This window comes from Mesorhizobium sp. CNPSo 4684, assembly GCF_057784315.1.
Map to the genome: position 1 here is coordinate 174,515 of NZ_JBWLUX010000004.1, position 14,649 is coordinate 189,163.

14 protein-coding genes, 1 tRNA gene and 1 riboswitch are annotated in these 14,649 nt (G+C 62.9%); of the genes, 7 read left to right on the forward strand and 8 right to left on the reverse strand.

Annotated elements, in window-relative coordinates:
- Positions 1–16 precede the first annotated feature (16 nt).
- Positions 17–94: riboswitch (SAM riboswitch) on the reverse strand.
- A gap of 78 nt (positions 95–172) precedes the next feature.
- Positions 173–1,267 (forward strand): 2'-deoxycytidine 5'-triphosphate deaminase, encoded by a 1,095-nt coding sequence (locus AC04SG_RS05155; protein WP_488550163.1) that lies wholly within the window; start codon positions 173–175, stop codon positions 1,265–1,267.
- A 101-nt stretch (positions 1,268–1,368) separates the two neighbouring features.
- Positions 1,369–2,139 (forward strand): ABC transporter substrate-binding protein, encoded by a 771-nt coding sequence (locus AC04SG_RS05160; RefSeq protein ID WP_192258869.1) that lies wholly within the window; start codon positions 1,369–1,371, stop codon positions 2,137–2,139.
- A gap of 171 nt (positions 2,140–2,310) precedes the next feature.
- On the opposite strand, the gene araD1 is transcribed toward AC04SG_RS05160, so the two are convergent.
- From araD1 to chvE, 4 genes are all read right to left on the reverse strand, one after another.
- The gene (araD1, locus tag AC04SG_RS05165; protein WP_192258870.1) at positions 2,311–3,306 is read right to left on the reverse strand and encodes an AraD1 family protein; all 996 of its coding nucleotides are present in this window, start codon (positions 3,304–3,306) and stop codon (positions 2,311–2,313) included.
- Positions 3,307–3,501: 195 nt separating this feature from the next.
- On the reverse strand, positions 3,502–4,794 hold the full coding sequence (gene mmsB / locus AC04SG_RS05170; RefSeq protein WP_112565523.1) for a multiple monosaccharide ABC transporter permease: 1,293 nt from the start codon (positions 4,792–4,794) through the stop codon (positions 3,502–3,504).
- Positions 4,791–6,323: a multiple monosaccharide ABC transporter ATP-binding protein gene (gene mmsA, locus AC04SG_RS05175; RefSeq protein WP_352587353.1), complete on the reverse strand. Its 1,533-nt coding sequence runs from the start codon at positions 6,321–6,323 to the stop codon at positions 4,791–4,793. The genes mmsB and mmsA overlap by 4 nt, the downstream gene beginning before the upstream one ends.
- Positions 6,324–6,445: 122 nt before the next feature.
- Positions 6,446–7,516, reverse strand: a complete 1,071-nt coding sequence (gene chvE, locus AC04SG_RS05180; RefSeq protein WP_192258872.1) for a multiple monosaccharide ABC transporter substrate-binding protein — start codon at positions 7,514–7,516, stop codon at positions 6,446–6,448.
- Between the two features lie 295 nt (positions 7,517–7,811).
- Between chvE and AC04SG_RS05185 the strand changes: the two genes are divergently transcribed.
- Together AC04SG_RS05185 and AC04SG_RS05190 are read left to right on the forward strand one after the other, a co-directional pair.
- On the forward strand, positions 7,812–8,801 hold the full coding sequence (locus tag AC04SG_RS05185; RefSeq protein ID WP_488550164.1) for a LysR family transcriptional regulator: 990 nt from the start codon (positions 7,812–7,814) through the stop codon (positions 8,799–8,801).
- A gap of 281 nt (positions 8,802–9,082) precedes the next feature.
- Positions 9,083–9,541: a hypothetical protein gene (locus AC04SG_RS05190; RefSeq protein WP_488550165.1), complete on the forward strand. Its 459-nt coding sequence runs from the start codon at positions 9,083–9,085 to the stop codon at positions 9,539–9,541.
- Between the two features lie 66 nt (positions 9,542–9,607).
- Here the strand turns inward: AC04SG_RS05190 and AC04SG_RS05195 are convergent.
- Positions 9,608–9,681: transfer RNA gene (locus AC04SG_RS05195), tRNA-Gly, on the reverse strand.
- A gap of 299 nt (positions 9,682–9,980) precedes the next feature.
- Here AC04SG_RS05195 and AC04SG_RS05200 point away from each other — a divergent pair.
- The gene (locus AC04SG_RS05200) at positions 9,981–10,244 is read left to right on the forward strand and encodes a DUF6460 domain-containing protein (RefSeq protein WP_181056239.1); all 264 of its coding nucleotides are present in this window, start codon (positions 9,981–9,983) and stop codon (positions 10,242–10,244) included.
- A 10-nt stretch (positions 10,245–10,254) separates the two neighbouring features.
- Here the strand turns inward: AC04SG_RS05200 and AC04SG_RS05205 are convergent, their stop codons facing one another.
- A complete protein-coding gene (locus AC04SG_RS05205) occupies positions 10,255–11,157 on the reverse strand; it encodes a histone deacetylase family protein (protein WP_488550166.1) in 903 nt (300 codons plus the stop codon).
- A gap of 133 nt (positions 11,158–11,290) precedes the next feature.
- Between AC04SG_RS05205 and AC04SG_RS05210 the strand changes: the two genes are divergently transcribed.
- A complete protein-coding gene (locus AC04SG_RS05210; RefSeq protein ID WP_488550167.1) occupies positions 11,291–12,628 on the forward strand; it encodes an MATE family efflux transporter in 1,338 nt (445 codons plus the stop codon).
- Here AC04SG_RS05210 and AC04SG_RS05215 read toward each other — a convergent pair.
- Entirely contained in the window at positions 12,625–13,701 is a 1,077-nt protein-coding gene (locus AC04SG_RS05215; RefSeq protein WP_488550168.1) for a quinone-dependent dihydroorotate dehydrogenase, read from the reverse strand. The genes AC04SG_RS05210 and AC04SG_RS05215 overlap by 4 nt on opposite strands.
- Positions 13,698–14,048 carry a DUF952 domain-containing protein gene (locus AC04SG_RS05220; RefSeq protein WP_488550169.1) on the reverse strand — a complete coding sequence of 117 codons (351 nt, stop codon included), beginning with the start codon at positions 14,046–14,048 and terminating at the stop codon, positions 13,698–13,700. Before AC04SG_RS05220 ends, AC04SG_RS05215 begins: the two co-directional genes overlap by 4 nt.
- Before the next feature lie 106 nt (positions 14,049–14,154).
- On the opposite strand from AC04SG_RS05220, the gene AC04SG_RS05225 reads away from it, so the two are divergent.
- A complete protein-coding gene (locus AC04SG_RS05225) occupies positions 14,155–14,589 on the forward strand; it encodes a hypothetical protein (protein WP_192258879.1) in 435 nt (144 codons plus the stop codon).
- Positions 14,590–14,649: the final 60 nt, after the last annotated feature.

Here is a 14,649-nt window from a genome sequence, read left to right on the forward strand (position 1 = left end):
CAACCGGTCCATACGGCCTTGCGGCCCGACGGTCCTTTAGCGACTTGTTTAACGTGGCTGCAAGCCGACCGGCCAAATCACCACGGGATAACGACCCTTTAGACCTCAGCCATGCTTGCGTCAATTGCCGGCTTCATTAAGAGGTTTGTACCAGTTGGAGCGGAGCCAGCCATTGCGGCAGACAGGCATTCTTCCCGATCAGGATATTTCGGCGCTGTTCCAGTCCGGCGCGCTGAAGTCGCCGCGCGCGCTCGATGTCGACCAGGTACAGCCGGCCAGCCTCGATCTCAGGCTCGGCGACAAGGCTTTTCGCGTCCGCGCCTCCTTCCTGCCCGGCCCCAACCACAAGGTGTCGGAGAAGCTCGAGCGGCTGAAGCTGCACGAGATCAGCCTGACCGAAGGCGCGGTGCTGGAGACCGGCTGCGTCTACATCGTACCGCTGCTCGAGAGCCTCGCCCTGCCGGCCAATATTTCCGCCTCGGCCAATCCCAAGAGCTCGACCGGACGGCTCGACATCTTCACCCGGGTGATGACCGACCGCGGCCACGAGTTCGACAAGATCGCCGCCGGCTATCACGGGCCGCTCTATCTCGAGGTCAGCCCCCGCACCTTCCCGATCGTCGTGCGCGCCGGCTCGCGCCTGTCGCAGATCCGCTTCCGCACCGGCAATGCGCTGTTGTCGGAGGCAGAGCTGAATGAATTGCACCGGGCCGAGATGCTGGTCGCGACCGAGCCGCCAAACATTTCCGGCGGTGGCATTGCGCTGTCGATCGATCTCGACGGCGATCACAACGGGCTGGTCGGCTATCGCGGCAAGCATCACACCGGCCTCGTCGATGTCGACAAGCGCGGCGCCCAGGACGCCGTCGATTTCTGGGAGCCGCTCTTCAAGAGCGGCGCCGGCGAACTGGTGCTCGATCCCGACGAATTCTACATCCTGGTCAGCCGCGAGGCGGTGCACGTGCCGCCGCTCTACGCCGCCGAGATGACGCCGTTCGACCCGCTGGTCGGCGAATTCCGCGTCCACTATGCCGGCTTCTTCGATCCGGGCTTCGGCCATTCGGCCGCCGGTGGCACCGGCAGCCGGGCGGTGCTCGAAGTGCGCAGCCACGAAGTGCCGTTCATCCTTGACCATGGTCAGATCGTCGGTCGGCTGGTCTACGAGCATATGCTGAAGCGGCCGCAGGCGCTCTACGGCACCGATCTCGGTTCCAACTACCAGGCGCAAGGCCTGAAGCTCTCCAAGCATTTCCGCACCGCCGTCTGAACCCTCAATCACCGTTGGGCAAAATACTTGCCTGCATTGGCTCACCGTGCTTGGCTGCCTTTCTGTGGCCGGCCAGAGACCGGCGCCTAAGGGGAGCCAAAATGCAGATTTCGAAATGGATCATTTCGGCAGCGAGCGCTGCCATGCTGGTGATGGCGGCCGGTTCGCTGGCGCAGGCGCAGGAGAAATTGAAGATCGGCACCGAAGGCGCCTATCCGCCCTTCAACACCATTACATCTGACGGCAAGGTCGAAGGCTTCGACATCGACATCGCCAATGCACTGTGCGCGCAAATGAAGGTCGAATGCGAGATCGTCACCCAGGACTGGGACGGCATCATTCCAGCGCTGCAGGCGAAGAAATTCGACGCCATCATCGCCTCGATGAGCATCACCGAGGAGCGAAAGAAGCAGGTCGCCTTCACCAACAAATACTACACCACGCCACTGGCGCTGGTGGCGCCGAAAGACAGCGACCTCACGTCCACCGAACCGGCCGCCCTTGCCGGCAAGACGGTGGGCGCGCAGGCGTCGACCACCCAGGCCGACTACGCCCAGAACGCCTACGGCAAGGCCGGTGCGGAGGCAAAACTCTATCCGACTCAGGAAGAGGCGATCACCGACCTGCAGAATGGCCGTCTCGACGCGGTGATCTCGGACAAGTTCGTGCTGATGGACTGGCTGAAGAAGGCGAGCGACGGCTGCTGCAAGCTGGTCGGCGACGTCAAGGGCACCGAGACGCAAGCCGGCATCGCGGTGCGCCTGGAAGACACGGCGCTACGCGACAAGCTCAACGCGGCGATAGACGCGATTGTTGCCGACGGCACCTACAAGAAGATCCAGGCGAAGTATTTCGATTTTGATATTTATTGAGGCTGCTAATCTCCCCCCTTGAGGGGGAGATGGCCGGCAGGCCAGAGGGGGTCGCTGCGCGTAGAACGCCAACGTCGTCTGGTGCCTGCGGAAGGCGTCGGCGCTCCACGCGCGACAACCCCCTCTGTCGCCTTCGGCGACATCTCCCCTCAAGGGGGGAGATTGCCCCCTCTACAACGCCTTCACTGCCACCTTCACCGGCTGCTCGATCTCCAGCGGGTTGCGCAGCGGCAGGCCGAAATCTCCGGCCTCGATCTCGAAGACGTCGCCGGCCTGCGTCCTGATGCCGTCGGCGAAGGACAGCGTCGCCGTGCCGAACATGTGCACATGCACGTCACCGGGCTGGCGGAAGGCCGAATATTTGAAATGGTGGTGCTCGAGATTGGCGATGGTGTGCGACATGTTCGCTTCGCCGGACAGAAACGGCTTTTCCCACAAAAGATTGCCGTCGCGCAGGATGCGCGAAGCGCCTCTGATGTCGGCCGGCAGATCGCCGATCAGGATCTCCGGCCCAAACGAGGCATTGCGCAGCTTGGAATGCGCCAGGAACAGATAGTTCACCCGCTCGGTCACATGGTCCGAAAACTCGTTCGACAGCGTGAAGCCGACGCGGAACGGCGCACCGTCATCGCCGATGACATAGATGCCGGCGATTTCCGGCTCCTCGCCGGCGTCCTGCGCAAAGGCCGGCGACATTAGCGCCGCGCCCGGCGCCACCGCCATGGTGCCGTTGCCCTTGTAGAACCATTCCGGCTGCACGCCGGTCTGGCCCTTGGCCGGCTTGCCGCCTTCGAGCCCCATACGGAACATCTTCATGGAATCGGTGAGTTGTTCCTCGCCGCCATCGCTGAGCTTCTTGTGCATGGAATCGCGCGTCGCCGCCGATCCGAGATGGGTCAGCCCGGTGCCGGTCAGATGCAGATGCGCCGGATCGGGATGGTTGATCGGCGACACCAGCCGGCCCTTCTTGTAGACGGCGTCGAGGTCGACGGCTTCACCGTATCCCTTGCGCTCGATCAGTGCGGCCAGCCCGGTGCCGGTGCGCGCGGCTTCCATCGCCAGCGAATAGACGCTGCGGGCGCCATTGATGACCCTGGTCTTGCCGCCGCCATTGCGGGCAACGACGCGGATCGTCTCGGCGTCGTCGAGGATCTGGGAAATCAGCATGATGAACCCTCTCTCAATTGTCGTGGCTCGGTTGCCGCTTTGACAAACCTTACCGGCGCGGCGCGGACCTATCCGTGCCACGGGTTAAACTCTTCGTCCGGATTGCGCTCGCGATCCTGGTCCTTCAGGGGACTTCTTGCACTGCCCGGCAGCGCCGCGATGTGACCCGTATGCCGTCCTGGTTCCGCTCCCGGTCTAACCTTTGTTTTTGTTGTAGACGTCGAAGACCACTGCGCCGAGCAGCACCAGGCCTTTGACCACCTGCTGCCAGTCGACATTGACGCCCATGATCGACATGCCGTTGTTCATCACACCCATGATGAAGCCGCCGACCACCGCGCCGATCACCTGGCCAACGCCGCCCATCGCCGAAGCGCCGCCGATGAACACCGCGGCGATGACGTCGAGCTCGCTGCCGAGGCCCGCGGCAGGCACGGCTTGTCCTAGGCGCGCCGCTATGATCAGGCCGCCAAGCGCCGACAGCACACCCATGTTGACGAACACCATCAGGGTCAGCCGCTCGGTCTTGATGCCCGACAGTTGCGCCGCCTTGGCATTGCCGCCCATGGCGTAGATGCGGCGGCCGATCGTCATGCGTTTTGTGACGAAGACGAACAGCGCGATCAGTGCGCCCATCACCATGAGTACGATCGGCAGGCCCCTGTAGCTGGCAAATTGGTAGACCAGGAACAGCGCCAGCGCGCTGGTCACCAGGGTCTTGATGACGAACAGCGTGAAAGGCTCGGCTTGGTAGCCGTGCGCTTCGCGGGTACGCCGTGCCTTGAGCCCGAAATAGGCATAGGCGAGCACGGCGACCAGGCCCAGCACGATCGTCGTCATGTGCAGGGTCATGCCGCTACCTACAATGGTCTTGCCGGCCGCATTTACCGTCGGTGGGATCAGCGTCAAGGGGCCGATGACATCCGGGATGAAGCCTGAACTAAGCGCCTTGAAGCCGGCTGGAAGCGGCCCCACCGAAGACCCGCCACCCAGCAGCGCCTGGCAGATGCCGCGGAAGATCAGCATTCCCGCCAGCGTCACGATGAAGCTCGGTATTCGGTGATAGGCAATCCAGTAGCCCTGTGCCGCGCCGATGAGGCCGCCGACGATCAGGCAGACGATTGAAACCACCAACGGATTGCTGAATGGTCCAAGTGGCCAGATGACCATCATCATAGCCGCCAGCGCGCCGATGAAGCCGGCGACGGAGCCGACGCTGAGGTCGATATGGCCGGAGACGATGACCAGAAGCATGCCCAGCGCCATCACGATGATGAACGAGTTCTGCTGCACCAGGTTGCTCAGGTTCACCGGCTTGAACAGCGTGCCGGAGGTGGTGAACTGGAAGAACACCATGATGGCGATCAGCGCCAGTATCAGGCCGTAGTCGCGCAAATTGGTGATCAGCGCCGAGACGGCAACGCGCGGCCCCTGTTGCACATCTTCGGCGACGCCGCTTTTCGGCGCGGGACCGCTTTCGGTGGTCATGATGGCTTTCCTTCTCCCCGAACGATGGCGCGCATGATCTTTTCCTGGCTGGCGTCGCTCGCCGCCATTTCTCCAACCATGCGCCCTTCATTCATGACGTAGATGCGGTCGGTGATGCCGAGCAGTTCAGGCATCTCCGACGAGATGACGATAATCGCCTTACCTTCGGAGGCGAGGCGGGCGATGATGGTGTAGATTTCGTACTTGGCACCGACGTCGATGCCGCGCGTCGGCTCATCGAGGATGAGCACTTCCGGATTGGCGAACAGCCATTTCGACAGCACCACCTTCTGCTGGTTGCCGCCCGACAGATTGCCGGTCATCTGATAGACGCTGGACGAGCGGATGTTGGTCTTGGCCTTGTAATCGTTGGCGACGGCGAGTTCGCGCAAATCGTCGATGACGGCGTGGCGCGACACGCCGCCAAGGTTGGCCAGCGTGATGTTGTGCTTGATATGATCGATCAGGTTGAGACCATAGGTCTTGCGGTCCTCGGTGACGTAGGCAATGCCATGGTCAACCGCCTTGCTGACCGAGGAGACATCGATAGGCTTGCCCTTGAGCAGCACTTCACCGGTGATATGGCGGCCATAGGAGCGGCCGAACAGGCTCATCGCGAATTCGGTGCGTCCGGCACCCATCAACCCGGCAATACCCACCACCTCGCCCTTGCGGACTTTGATATCGATGCCCTTGATCACTTGCCGCTCGGCATGGATCGGATGATAGACAGACCAGTTCTTCACCTGCAGCACAACCTCGCCGATCTTTGGCTCACGTGGCGGGTAACGATCGTCGAGCGAGCGCCCGACCATCGAGGTGATGATGCGGTCTTCCGAAATGTCTTTCTTGGAAAGTGTTTCGATGGTGCGCCCGTCGCGGATGACCGTGACCTTGTCGGCGACCCGGTTCACTTCGTTGAGCTTGTGCGAGATCAGGATCGAGGTCATGCCTTGCCGCTTGAACTCGAGCAGCAGGTCGAGCAGCGCCTGGCTGTCCTTTTCGGACAGGCTCGCCGTCGGCTCGTCCAGGATCAGCAGCTTGACTTCCTTGCTCAGCGCCTTGGCGATCTCGACCAGCTGCTGCTTGCCGACGCCGATATTGGTGATCAGCGTCTTGGGGTCCTCCTTGAGGCCCACCTTCTTCAGCAGGGCGCTGGTGCGCGTCTCGTTGGCATTCCAGTCGATGACGCCGAATTTGGCGTGTTCATTGCCAAGGAAAATGTTTTCGGCGATCGACAGCATCGGCACCAGCGCAAGTTCCTGGTGGATGATGACGATGCCCTTGTGTTCGCTGTCGTGAATGCCCTTGAAATGGCATTCCTCGCCACGGTAGACGATCGCGCCGTCATAGGTGCCGGTTGCATAAACGCCGGAGAGAACCTTCATCAGCGTCGATTTGCCGGCGCCGTTCTCGCCGACAACGGCATGGATCTCGCCTTCCTCGACACTGAGGTTGACGTTCGACAGCGCCTTCACGCCGGGGAACGTCTTGGTGATGTCGCGCATCTCCAAAATCGTCGAGGCCATGGGAACTACCGCTCCTTGAGAGGTCGGCAAACACTGCCGGCGAGGTCGGCAACAATACCGGGCTCGCTGGTGAACGAAAAGGGGCCCTGCGTTGAGCAGGACCCCTGATTTTACGACCGAATTTACTTCAGCTCGTCGGCCTTGATGTAGCCGGAGTCGACGACCAGCGCCTGGTAGTTCGACTTGTCGACATCATGCGGCGTCAAAAGGATCGAAGGAACGACCTTGACGTCGTTGTTGTAGGTCTTTTCATCGAGGCCTTCCGGCTTGCCGCCCGAGAGCACCTTGTCGACGAGTTCGACAGTGGCCTTGGCCAGTTCGCGGGTGTCCTTGAACACGGTCGAGTACTGCTCGCCGGAGATGATCAGCTTGACCGAGGCGGTCTCGGCGTCCTGGCCGGTCACGATCGGCCAGGGCTGGGCGTCGGTGCCGTAGCCGACAGCGCGCAGCGAGGCGGTGATGCCGCGCGACAGGCCGTCATAGGGCGACAGAACGCCATCGACGCGGCTGCCGTCCGAGTAGTTGGCCGACAGAAGGTTGTCCATGCGGGCCTGGGCGGTGGCGGCGAGCCAGCGCAGCGTGCCGACCTTGTCCATGCCGGTCTGGCCGGACTTGATCTTGATCGAACCGTCATCGATCAGCGGCTGCAGGACGGAGATCGCGCCGTTGTAGAAGAAGAAGGCGTTGTTGTCGTCCGGCGAACCGCCGAACAGCTCGACGTTCCACGGCTTGGTGTTCGGGAAGCGCTCCTTGAGGCCCTTCACCAGCGAGTTCGCCTGGATCACGCCGACGCCGAAATTGTCGAAGGTGGTGTAGTAGTCGACATTGGCGGTCTTCTTGATCAGGCGGTCATAGGCGACGACGACGACGCCGGCGTCAGCGGCCTTCTGCAGCGCGTCCGACAGCGTGGTGCCGTCGATCGAGGCGATGATCAGCGCCTTCGGGCCCTTGGTGATTTCGTTTTCCAGCTGGCTGAGCTGGTTGGGGATGTCGTCCTGCGCATACTGCAGGTCGACCGTGTAGCCGAGAGCTTCGAGCTGGGACTTGACGGCGTCGCCGTCATTGATCCAGCGCTGCGAGGTCTTGGTCGGCATCAGCACGCCGACAAGGCCTTTGTCGGCTGCGTGCGCCGAGTAGGTCATGGCAGCGATGCCAAGGGCCGCGACGGCGGCCAGTGTCTTGATGATTTTCACGTAAAACTCTCCCTGGTTGATGGACGCGACACCTCGGGGCTTCGCGGGCCGCGCAGTCGGGCGGATGCGCCAAAGCGCCGCCGCCGTCATATCGATCTCCGGTATCCTCCCAATCGGCCCTCAGTCGCCTGATTTCAATCGATACGATTCTGCTCGTCATCGACCGTCAAGTCTTGAGGACGCGCGAAGGGTGTGTCCCTTTGCCATAACTGTCAAATGCGATCTTCGGTGGTTGCTATACCGAAACCGGTATATGACTAGAGCAGGTCGGGACATTGGCGGGAGCAGGGAAAGCATGGCGGCATTGCAAAATCATCAAGAAATTTCAGTTGGTTACGATGAATTGCCGGGCGGTGGCGAAACACTTCTGCGCAGTGGGCTCAGCCTGCGCCACATGCGCATGATCGCGGCCCTCGACGATCACGGTCGGGTGAGTGCGGCGGCGCAGGTGATGAATATCTCGCAGCCCGCGGCCTCGCGCATGATCTCCGAGATGGAAGCGGTGCTTGAGGTAAAGCTCTGCGAAAGGCTGCCGCGCGGCATCACGCTCACCCCTTACGGCAAGGCGCTGGCCCGGCGCGCCCGTTCGATCCTGCTCGAAATGCGCGAGGCCGACCGCGAGATTTCAGAGCTCAAGGCGGGCAAGGGGGGCTCGGTGTTCCTCGGCGCGGTGACGGCGCCGGCGATCGAACTGGCGGTGCCGGCGATCCGCGAGATCCGCCGCCTCTATCCGCGCATCGAGATCACCATGCAGGTCGAGACGTCGAACGTGCTGGCGCGCGAACTGATCGCCTCACGCCATGATTTCATCATCGCTCGCATCCCCGACGACCTCAATCCGCGGCTGTTCGAATCGCGCGTCATCGGCGTCGAGAAGGCCTGCCTGATCGTGCGCCGCGGCCATCCGCTGAGCAACGGCAAGGCCGTGCGGCTGGAGGATACGGCTGCGTATGACTGGGTCTTCCAGTCCGGCGGCTCGCCGCTGCGCCAGGCGATGGAAAGCAATTTCCTGAACCGCAACATCGCGCTGCCGGACCGCATCCTCAACACCTCTTCGCTGCTGCTGACCCTGGTCATGGTGGCGCAGTCCGATGCCATCGCCCCGGTGTCGATCCAGGTGGCAAAATTCATCCAGAACCCCGACGGTCTCGCCGGCGCCATCGACGTCGTCCAGACCGAGTTCGACATCGAGGTCCGCCCCTACAGCCTGATCACGGTGAAGAACCGCGCGCTGTCGCCGGCCGCCAAAATGCTGCACGACTTCATCCTGCGCGAAGTGGGATAACGGCCGGGAACTCCATCCTTGCGCGGAACGGGACTATAGCCGGACCTGGTGCGGCCACACGGATGGCGGCATTGGCGTGGCCCGCCAATGTGATCCTTTGCGGCTCCCAAGAAAATTGGACAACGGGTCACGCGCTCAGCCCTGCGCCGCAGATTGGAGCGGGTGGAGGGGATCTCGTTCGCGCCAGTGTAACAGACTGATCGGAAGATTGATGAGCGTTGCCTAATGTTAACCATCTTGATGCTAGCGTTGGCGTCGCGAAACAAACGCGAGGCCACAGGATGCACACTGAACTGCCGCTTGCAAAGCTTGGATGGACGTTGAAGACCATGGCGATTGGGCTCTTCGCCGCCACCCTGACGGCGCTGCCCGCGAACGCGGAGACGGTGAAAGGCAATCCCGGGGGCCAGATCGTGACCTTCGCTTTGCACGTCGCCAAACTGCGCGCCGCCGACGAGCCAGTGCACTTTGACGGGGCGTGCGACAGCGCCTGCACGCTCTATCTGTCCCTGCCCGTCGAGCAGCTTTGCGCTACCCCGCGTGCATCCTTCGGCTTCCATCTGCCATACGGCGTCGGTGCTCGTGAGAACGCCGTCGCTGCCAACTACCTGCTCTCGCAATACCCCGATTGGGTGCGGCAGTGGATAGCCGAGCATGGCGGCCTGTCGCACACCCTGATGCGGATGGAAGCCGATGAGGTGGCAATGCACCTTCCCATATGCTCCGGGGTGCAGGCATGAACAGGTTCGCAATGCGCAGGCCTGCGGCAGTCGCCGGCAAACGCCGTCTAGATCATTGATTTTTGCTGGAGCGGGTAGAGGGAATCGAACCCTCGCGTTCAGCTTGGGAAGCTGACAAGCTACCATTACATCATACCCGCGTCGGCCTCTCGATATCATGATGGGCCTGCTTCGGGCAATCGCTCTTGGACAGCTCTTCGGAAACGGCTGTTGGAAACCCGGCCGGCCGGAGCATCTTCGGCGGCGCGAGCTAGGGTGGCATTTGGAGAAGGTCTAACCCTAGCGGCTGACCTCACAGCCTGTCCGCAATATGTCGGAGGGACCTGCTGCACGGTTGCTCGGGCGACAGCGAAGCCGCCCCGGCTTGATGCCGGGCGGCCAAGTGCGTATTCGTGGACCTGTACCCCGAATCCGGGCACCCGAATCTGGAGGCAGGCCCTTGTCCGCATTGACGCGCTTTCTCGGCGACTCGCCCGTCAGGGTGATCGTCAAGCTGCTGGTCGTATCGTTCCTCGTCGGCCTGGTGATGAACGCTTTCGGCTGGACGCCGATGGACGTCTTTTATGGCGTCCAGAAATTCTTCATCGACCTGTGGAACCTGGGTTTCCACGCCATTGACCGCTTCCTCGGCTATATCCTGCTTGGGGCCGCGATCGTCGTGCCGGTCTTTATTTTCTTGAGGATTGCCAATTACCGGAAGTAACTTTCGTTCCTCAGGCGAAGCTCGATGCCACCTCGAACAGGATGGCGTGGCGGGCCGCCAGTGCTGCCACGTCGGTTGAATAGCCGCCGCCGATGACGCCGCAGACCGGAATGCCCAGCGCGCGGAAATGGCCGATCACCATCGCGTCGCGGGCGCGCAAGCCATCATCGCTGAGCGAGAGCCGGCCAAGCCGGTCCTCGGCATGGACGTCGACACCGGCATTGTAGAAGACGATGTCCCAGCGCGCCTTGGCCGAGAGCTCCGGCAGGATGGCGCCCAGCCGTTCGAGATAGGCGGTATCGCCGGTGCCGTCCGACAAGGCGACGTCGAGATCGGAGGCGATCTTGCGCGCGGGATAATTGCGCTCGCCATGCATGGAGAAGGTGAAGGCGCGTGGTTCGTCTTTCAGGATGTTCGCGGTGCCGTCACCCTGATGCACGTCGAGATCGACGATCAGGATGTTTTCGGCGGCACCTTCGGCGCGCAGCACCAGCGAAGCGACGGCGACATCGTTGAAGGTGCAGAAGCCGGCGCCTTGCGCGCGCCGTGCATGATGGCTGCCGCCGGCGGTGTTGCAGGCAATACCGTCGGCAAGCGCCAGCCGTGCCGCCAGCACCGTGCCGCCCGTGGCGAGTTGCGCCCTGAGCGAAACACGTGACCCCACGGGAAAGCCGATCTCGCGCTCGATCTTTTCAGGCACCGAACACGTGATGACCTGGTCGACATAGTCGGCCGCATGGGCGAACTTCAGCCAGCGGGCCGGCGCCGGCTCGGGCATCGACAGCGCCTCGGCCTGGATCAGACCCCGCACGTGCAAGGCCTGCATCAGCAGCGGATATTTGCTCATCGGAAAGCGATGATTGACCGCGAAGCCGGCGTCGTAATCGGGGTGGTGGACGATCTGCAGGGGCATGCACTGGATCCGGCGGGCTCGCGCCAGGCCGAAGATTTCGGTTGGCCATCACGACAAGGGTAATTGCGCGGTGGCCGGAAAATGGGGCACATCGGCTGTTCGATCAAGCCGCAATCAGCAAGGCAGCTATCCCTTGGACACGGGTGCAACCCCAGCCGACGCGAGACCTTTCGCCGTCACCAACCGGTCGGTGCTTGCCATCGCCGTGCCGATGACGCTCGCCTATCTGACGACGCCCCTGCTCGGCATCGTCGATACGGCGGTGGTCGGCCAGTTTGGCGACGCGGCCCTGCTCGGCGGCCTAGCGGCTGGCGCGCTGGTCTTCGACGTCGTCTTCAACACCTTCAATTTCCTGCGCTCCGGCACGACCGGCCTCGTCGCCCAGGCTTTCGGGCGCGGCGACGAATTGGAGGAGCAGGCGGTGTTCTGGCGCGCCGTGCTGATCGCGGTCGCCGCCGGCATCGTGCTTGTCGCCTTTGCGCCGCTGATAGCCATCGCGGGCCAGAAATTCATCGGCGCCGAAGCGCGCGTCAGCGAGGCCATGGGCATCTATATCAGGATCAGGATGCTCGCCGCGCCCTTTGCGCTGATCAACTACGCCATCCTCGGCTATGTGCTCGGGCGCGGCGAGGGCGGGCTTGGGCTGATGCTGCAGGCGGTGCTCAACGGCATCAACATCGTGCTCTGCATCCTGCTCGGCCTGAAGCTCGGCTGGGGCGTCGCCGGCGTCGCCTGGGCGACCGTCACCGGCGAATTGCTGGCCATGCTGCTGGGCCTCGCCATCGTCGTCTGGCGGTTCCGGGCCGCACCGCGCCTGCCGCGGCATCGCCTTCTCGACATGGCTGCCTTCCTGCGCATGCTGTCGCTCAACCGCGACATCATGATCCGCTCGTTCTCGCTGCTCGCCGCCTTCGCGCTGTTCACCCGCCAGGGCGCGCAGTTCGGAACGCTGACGCTGGCCGCCAATGCCGTGTTGATGAACTTCTTCCTTGTCGCCGGCTATTTCCTCGACGGTTTTGCCACGGCGGCCGAACAGTTGGCCGGACGCGCCATTGGCGCGCGCGCCGAAACCTCGTTCCGCCGGGCGGTGCGCCTGACCCTGTTCTGGGGTTTCGGCCTGGCGGGAACCGCGACGCTGATCTTTTGGCTCGGCGGCGCCGGCCTGGTCGCCCTGATCACCACGTCGCAGGACGTTCGCGACGTCGCGGATGTCTATCTGCCATGGGCGGCCCTGACGCCGTTCAGTGGCGTGCTGGCCTTCCAGATGGACGGCGTCTTCATCGGTGCGACCTGGTCGCGCGACATGCGCAACATGATGCTCTTGTCTTTCCTGGCCTTCAGCGCCGCATTGGTCACCTTGGCGCCGTCCCTGGGCAATCACGGCCTGTGGGCGGCGCTGCACGTCTTCCTGCTGGTGCGCGGCTTCAGCCTGCTGACGATTTTGTCGCGAAGGGTGCGCACGGCCTTCTAAAGCGGCTTTGCAGTCCACCGGTCGAGACCGGCATCGCGCAGTTCGCGCAGCGACTTGAGCCGCTCCTTGTCGGCAAATCGCACCATCCCGGTCAGAATTCGCCCTGGCAGTGCCGGCCCGCCATAGATCATGCCGGTATAGAGCTGCACCAGATCGGCGCCGGCGCGGATTTTCTCCAGCGCAGCCTCGGCGGAATCGACGCCGCCGACGCCGATAATGGCCCGCTCCGGCCCGAGCAGCTTGCGCATCTTGGCCAGCACGATGGTTGAGCGTTCGAACAGCGGCTTTCCCGAAAGACCACCGGCTTCGCCGGCGACAGCGGCGCTTCGCAATCCGGTCCGCGCCAGCGTCGTGTTGGAGACGATGACGCCGTCGATCTGTTTCTCGCTGATCTCGGCGGCGATGTCCTCCAGTTCGGCCTCGACCAAATCAGGTGCGATCTTGAGGAAGATCGGCGGTTTTGCCGAAGCTGCCGCGCGCGCTGCCACGACCCGGGACAAAAGCTCGCCGAGCTGTTCGCGCGCCTGCATGGTGCGCAGGCCCGGCGTGTTTGGCGACGAGATGTTGACGGTGAGATAGCTGGCGTATTTCGCAAAGCGCGAGACGCCCAGCTCATAGTCGCCGATGCGATCGGCGCTGTCCTTGTTGGCGCCGATGTTGACGCCGACAATACCGCCGCGCCCCTTGCGTGCGGCAAGGCGCCTCTCGGCGGCCTCGTGGCCCTCATTGTTGAAGCCCAGCCGGTTGATCACGGCATCATCCTCGATCAGCCGGAAAATGCGTGGCTTCGGGTTACCCGCCTGCGGCAGCGGCGTCACCGTGCCCACTTCGGCGAAACCGAAGCCAAGGCCAAGCAGCGCGTCGGGCACTTCGGCGTTCTTGTCATAGCCCGCGGCCATGCCGAGCGGGTTTGGAAAATCGAGACCGCAGAGGCTGACCTTCAGCCTGTCGTCGCGTACTGCCCGCGCGCCGACCGGCAGGCCGCAGCGCAATGCGGCGATCGACATGCCATGTGCGGTTTCCGGATCGAAGCTGAACAGCAGTTTCTGGCCGATGCGGTCGAGCACGCTCATTCGACCTCCATGTCCGGGAATAGATGTGCGCCGTCGGCGCCGAGCGGCAATGGTTTCACCCAGAGGACGGCGTTCATCTCGAGCAGGCCATAGAGATGCGGGAACAGCGCGCCGCCACGCGAGACCTCGTATTTCAGCGCATCACCCAGCCGAGCCCCGTCAATGGCGACCAGCACCAGATCCGTCTGGCCGGCGAAGTGCTTGGCCGCCGTCTCGCGCGCCTGGCTTGCTGTGGAGAAATGGATGAAGCCGTCGGCGGTGTCGATCGGAGCGCCGGTGAAGCGGCCGTTTTTCTCGGCCTCACGCCAAAGCGCTGCGGTCGCGATCTTGTAGATAATCTGAGACATGGTTGCGCTATAGTCCGGATGGCTCATGCGGGGAAGGGCAACTCTTCCGCATTTACGGCGCAAAGCTGTGATAGGCTCTCGTACACTGGCTCGTGGAGGATGGAACATGCGTCTGCAGCACATACTGATCCCCGCCGCACTGGTCTCGCTGGTCGCGGCATCGGCCTGGTCCGAGGAGACCGATCGCTACCGGCTGGAAAAATCGGCCAACGGCTATGTCCGCATGGACACCGAGACCGGCGCCATGTCGATCTGCGAGGAGCGCTCCGGCCAGCTGGTCTGCAAGATGGCTGCCGACGAGCGCGCAGCCTTCCAGGATGAGGTCGACCGTTTGCAGGCCTTGATGAAGGCCATGGACGAGCGTGTCACCAAGCTGGAGAACTCGCTGTCCGCCCGCCTCGAATCGAAATTGCCGAGCGAGGAGGATTTCGACAAGACGATGAATTACATGGAGCGCATGCTGCGTGGCTTCATGGGCATCGTCAAGGAGATGGACAAGGATAATGGCGACGGCGCCAAGCTCAATTCGCAAAAGACCTGAGCCGCATCCGGCCATTGCCGCTTGAAAACAGAACGCTTCGCCGCATAATCGTCCGGTCCC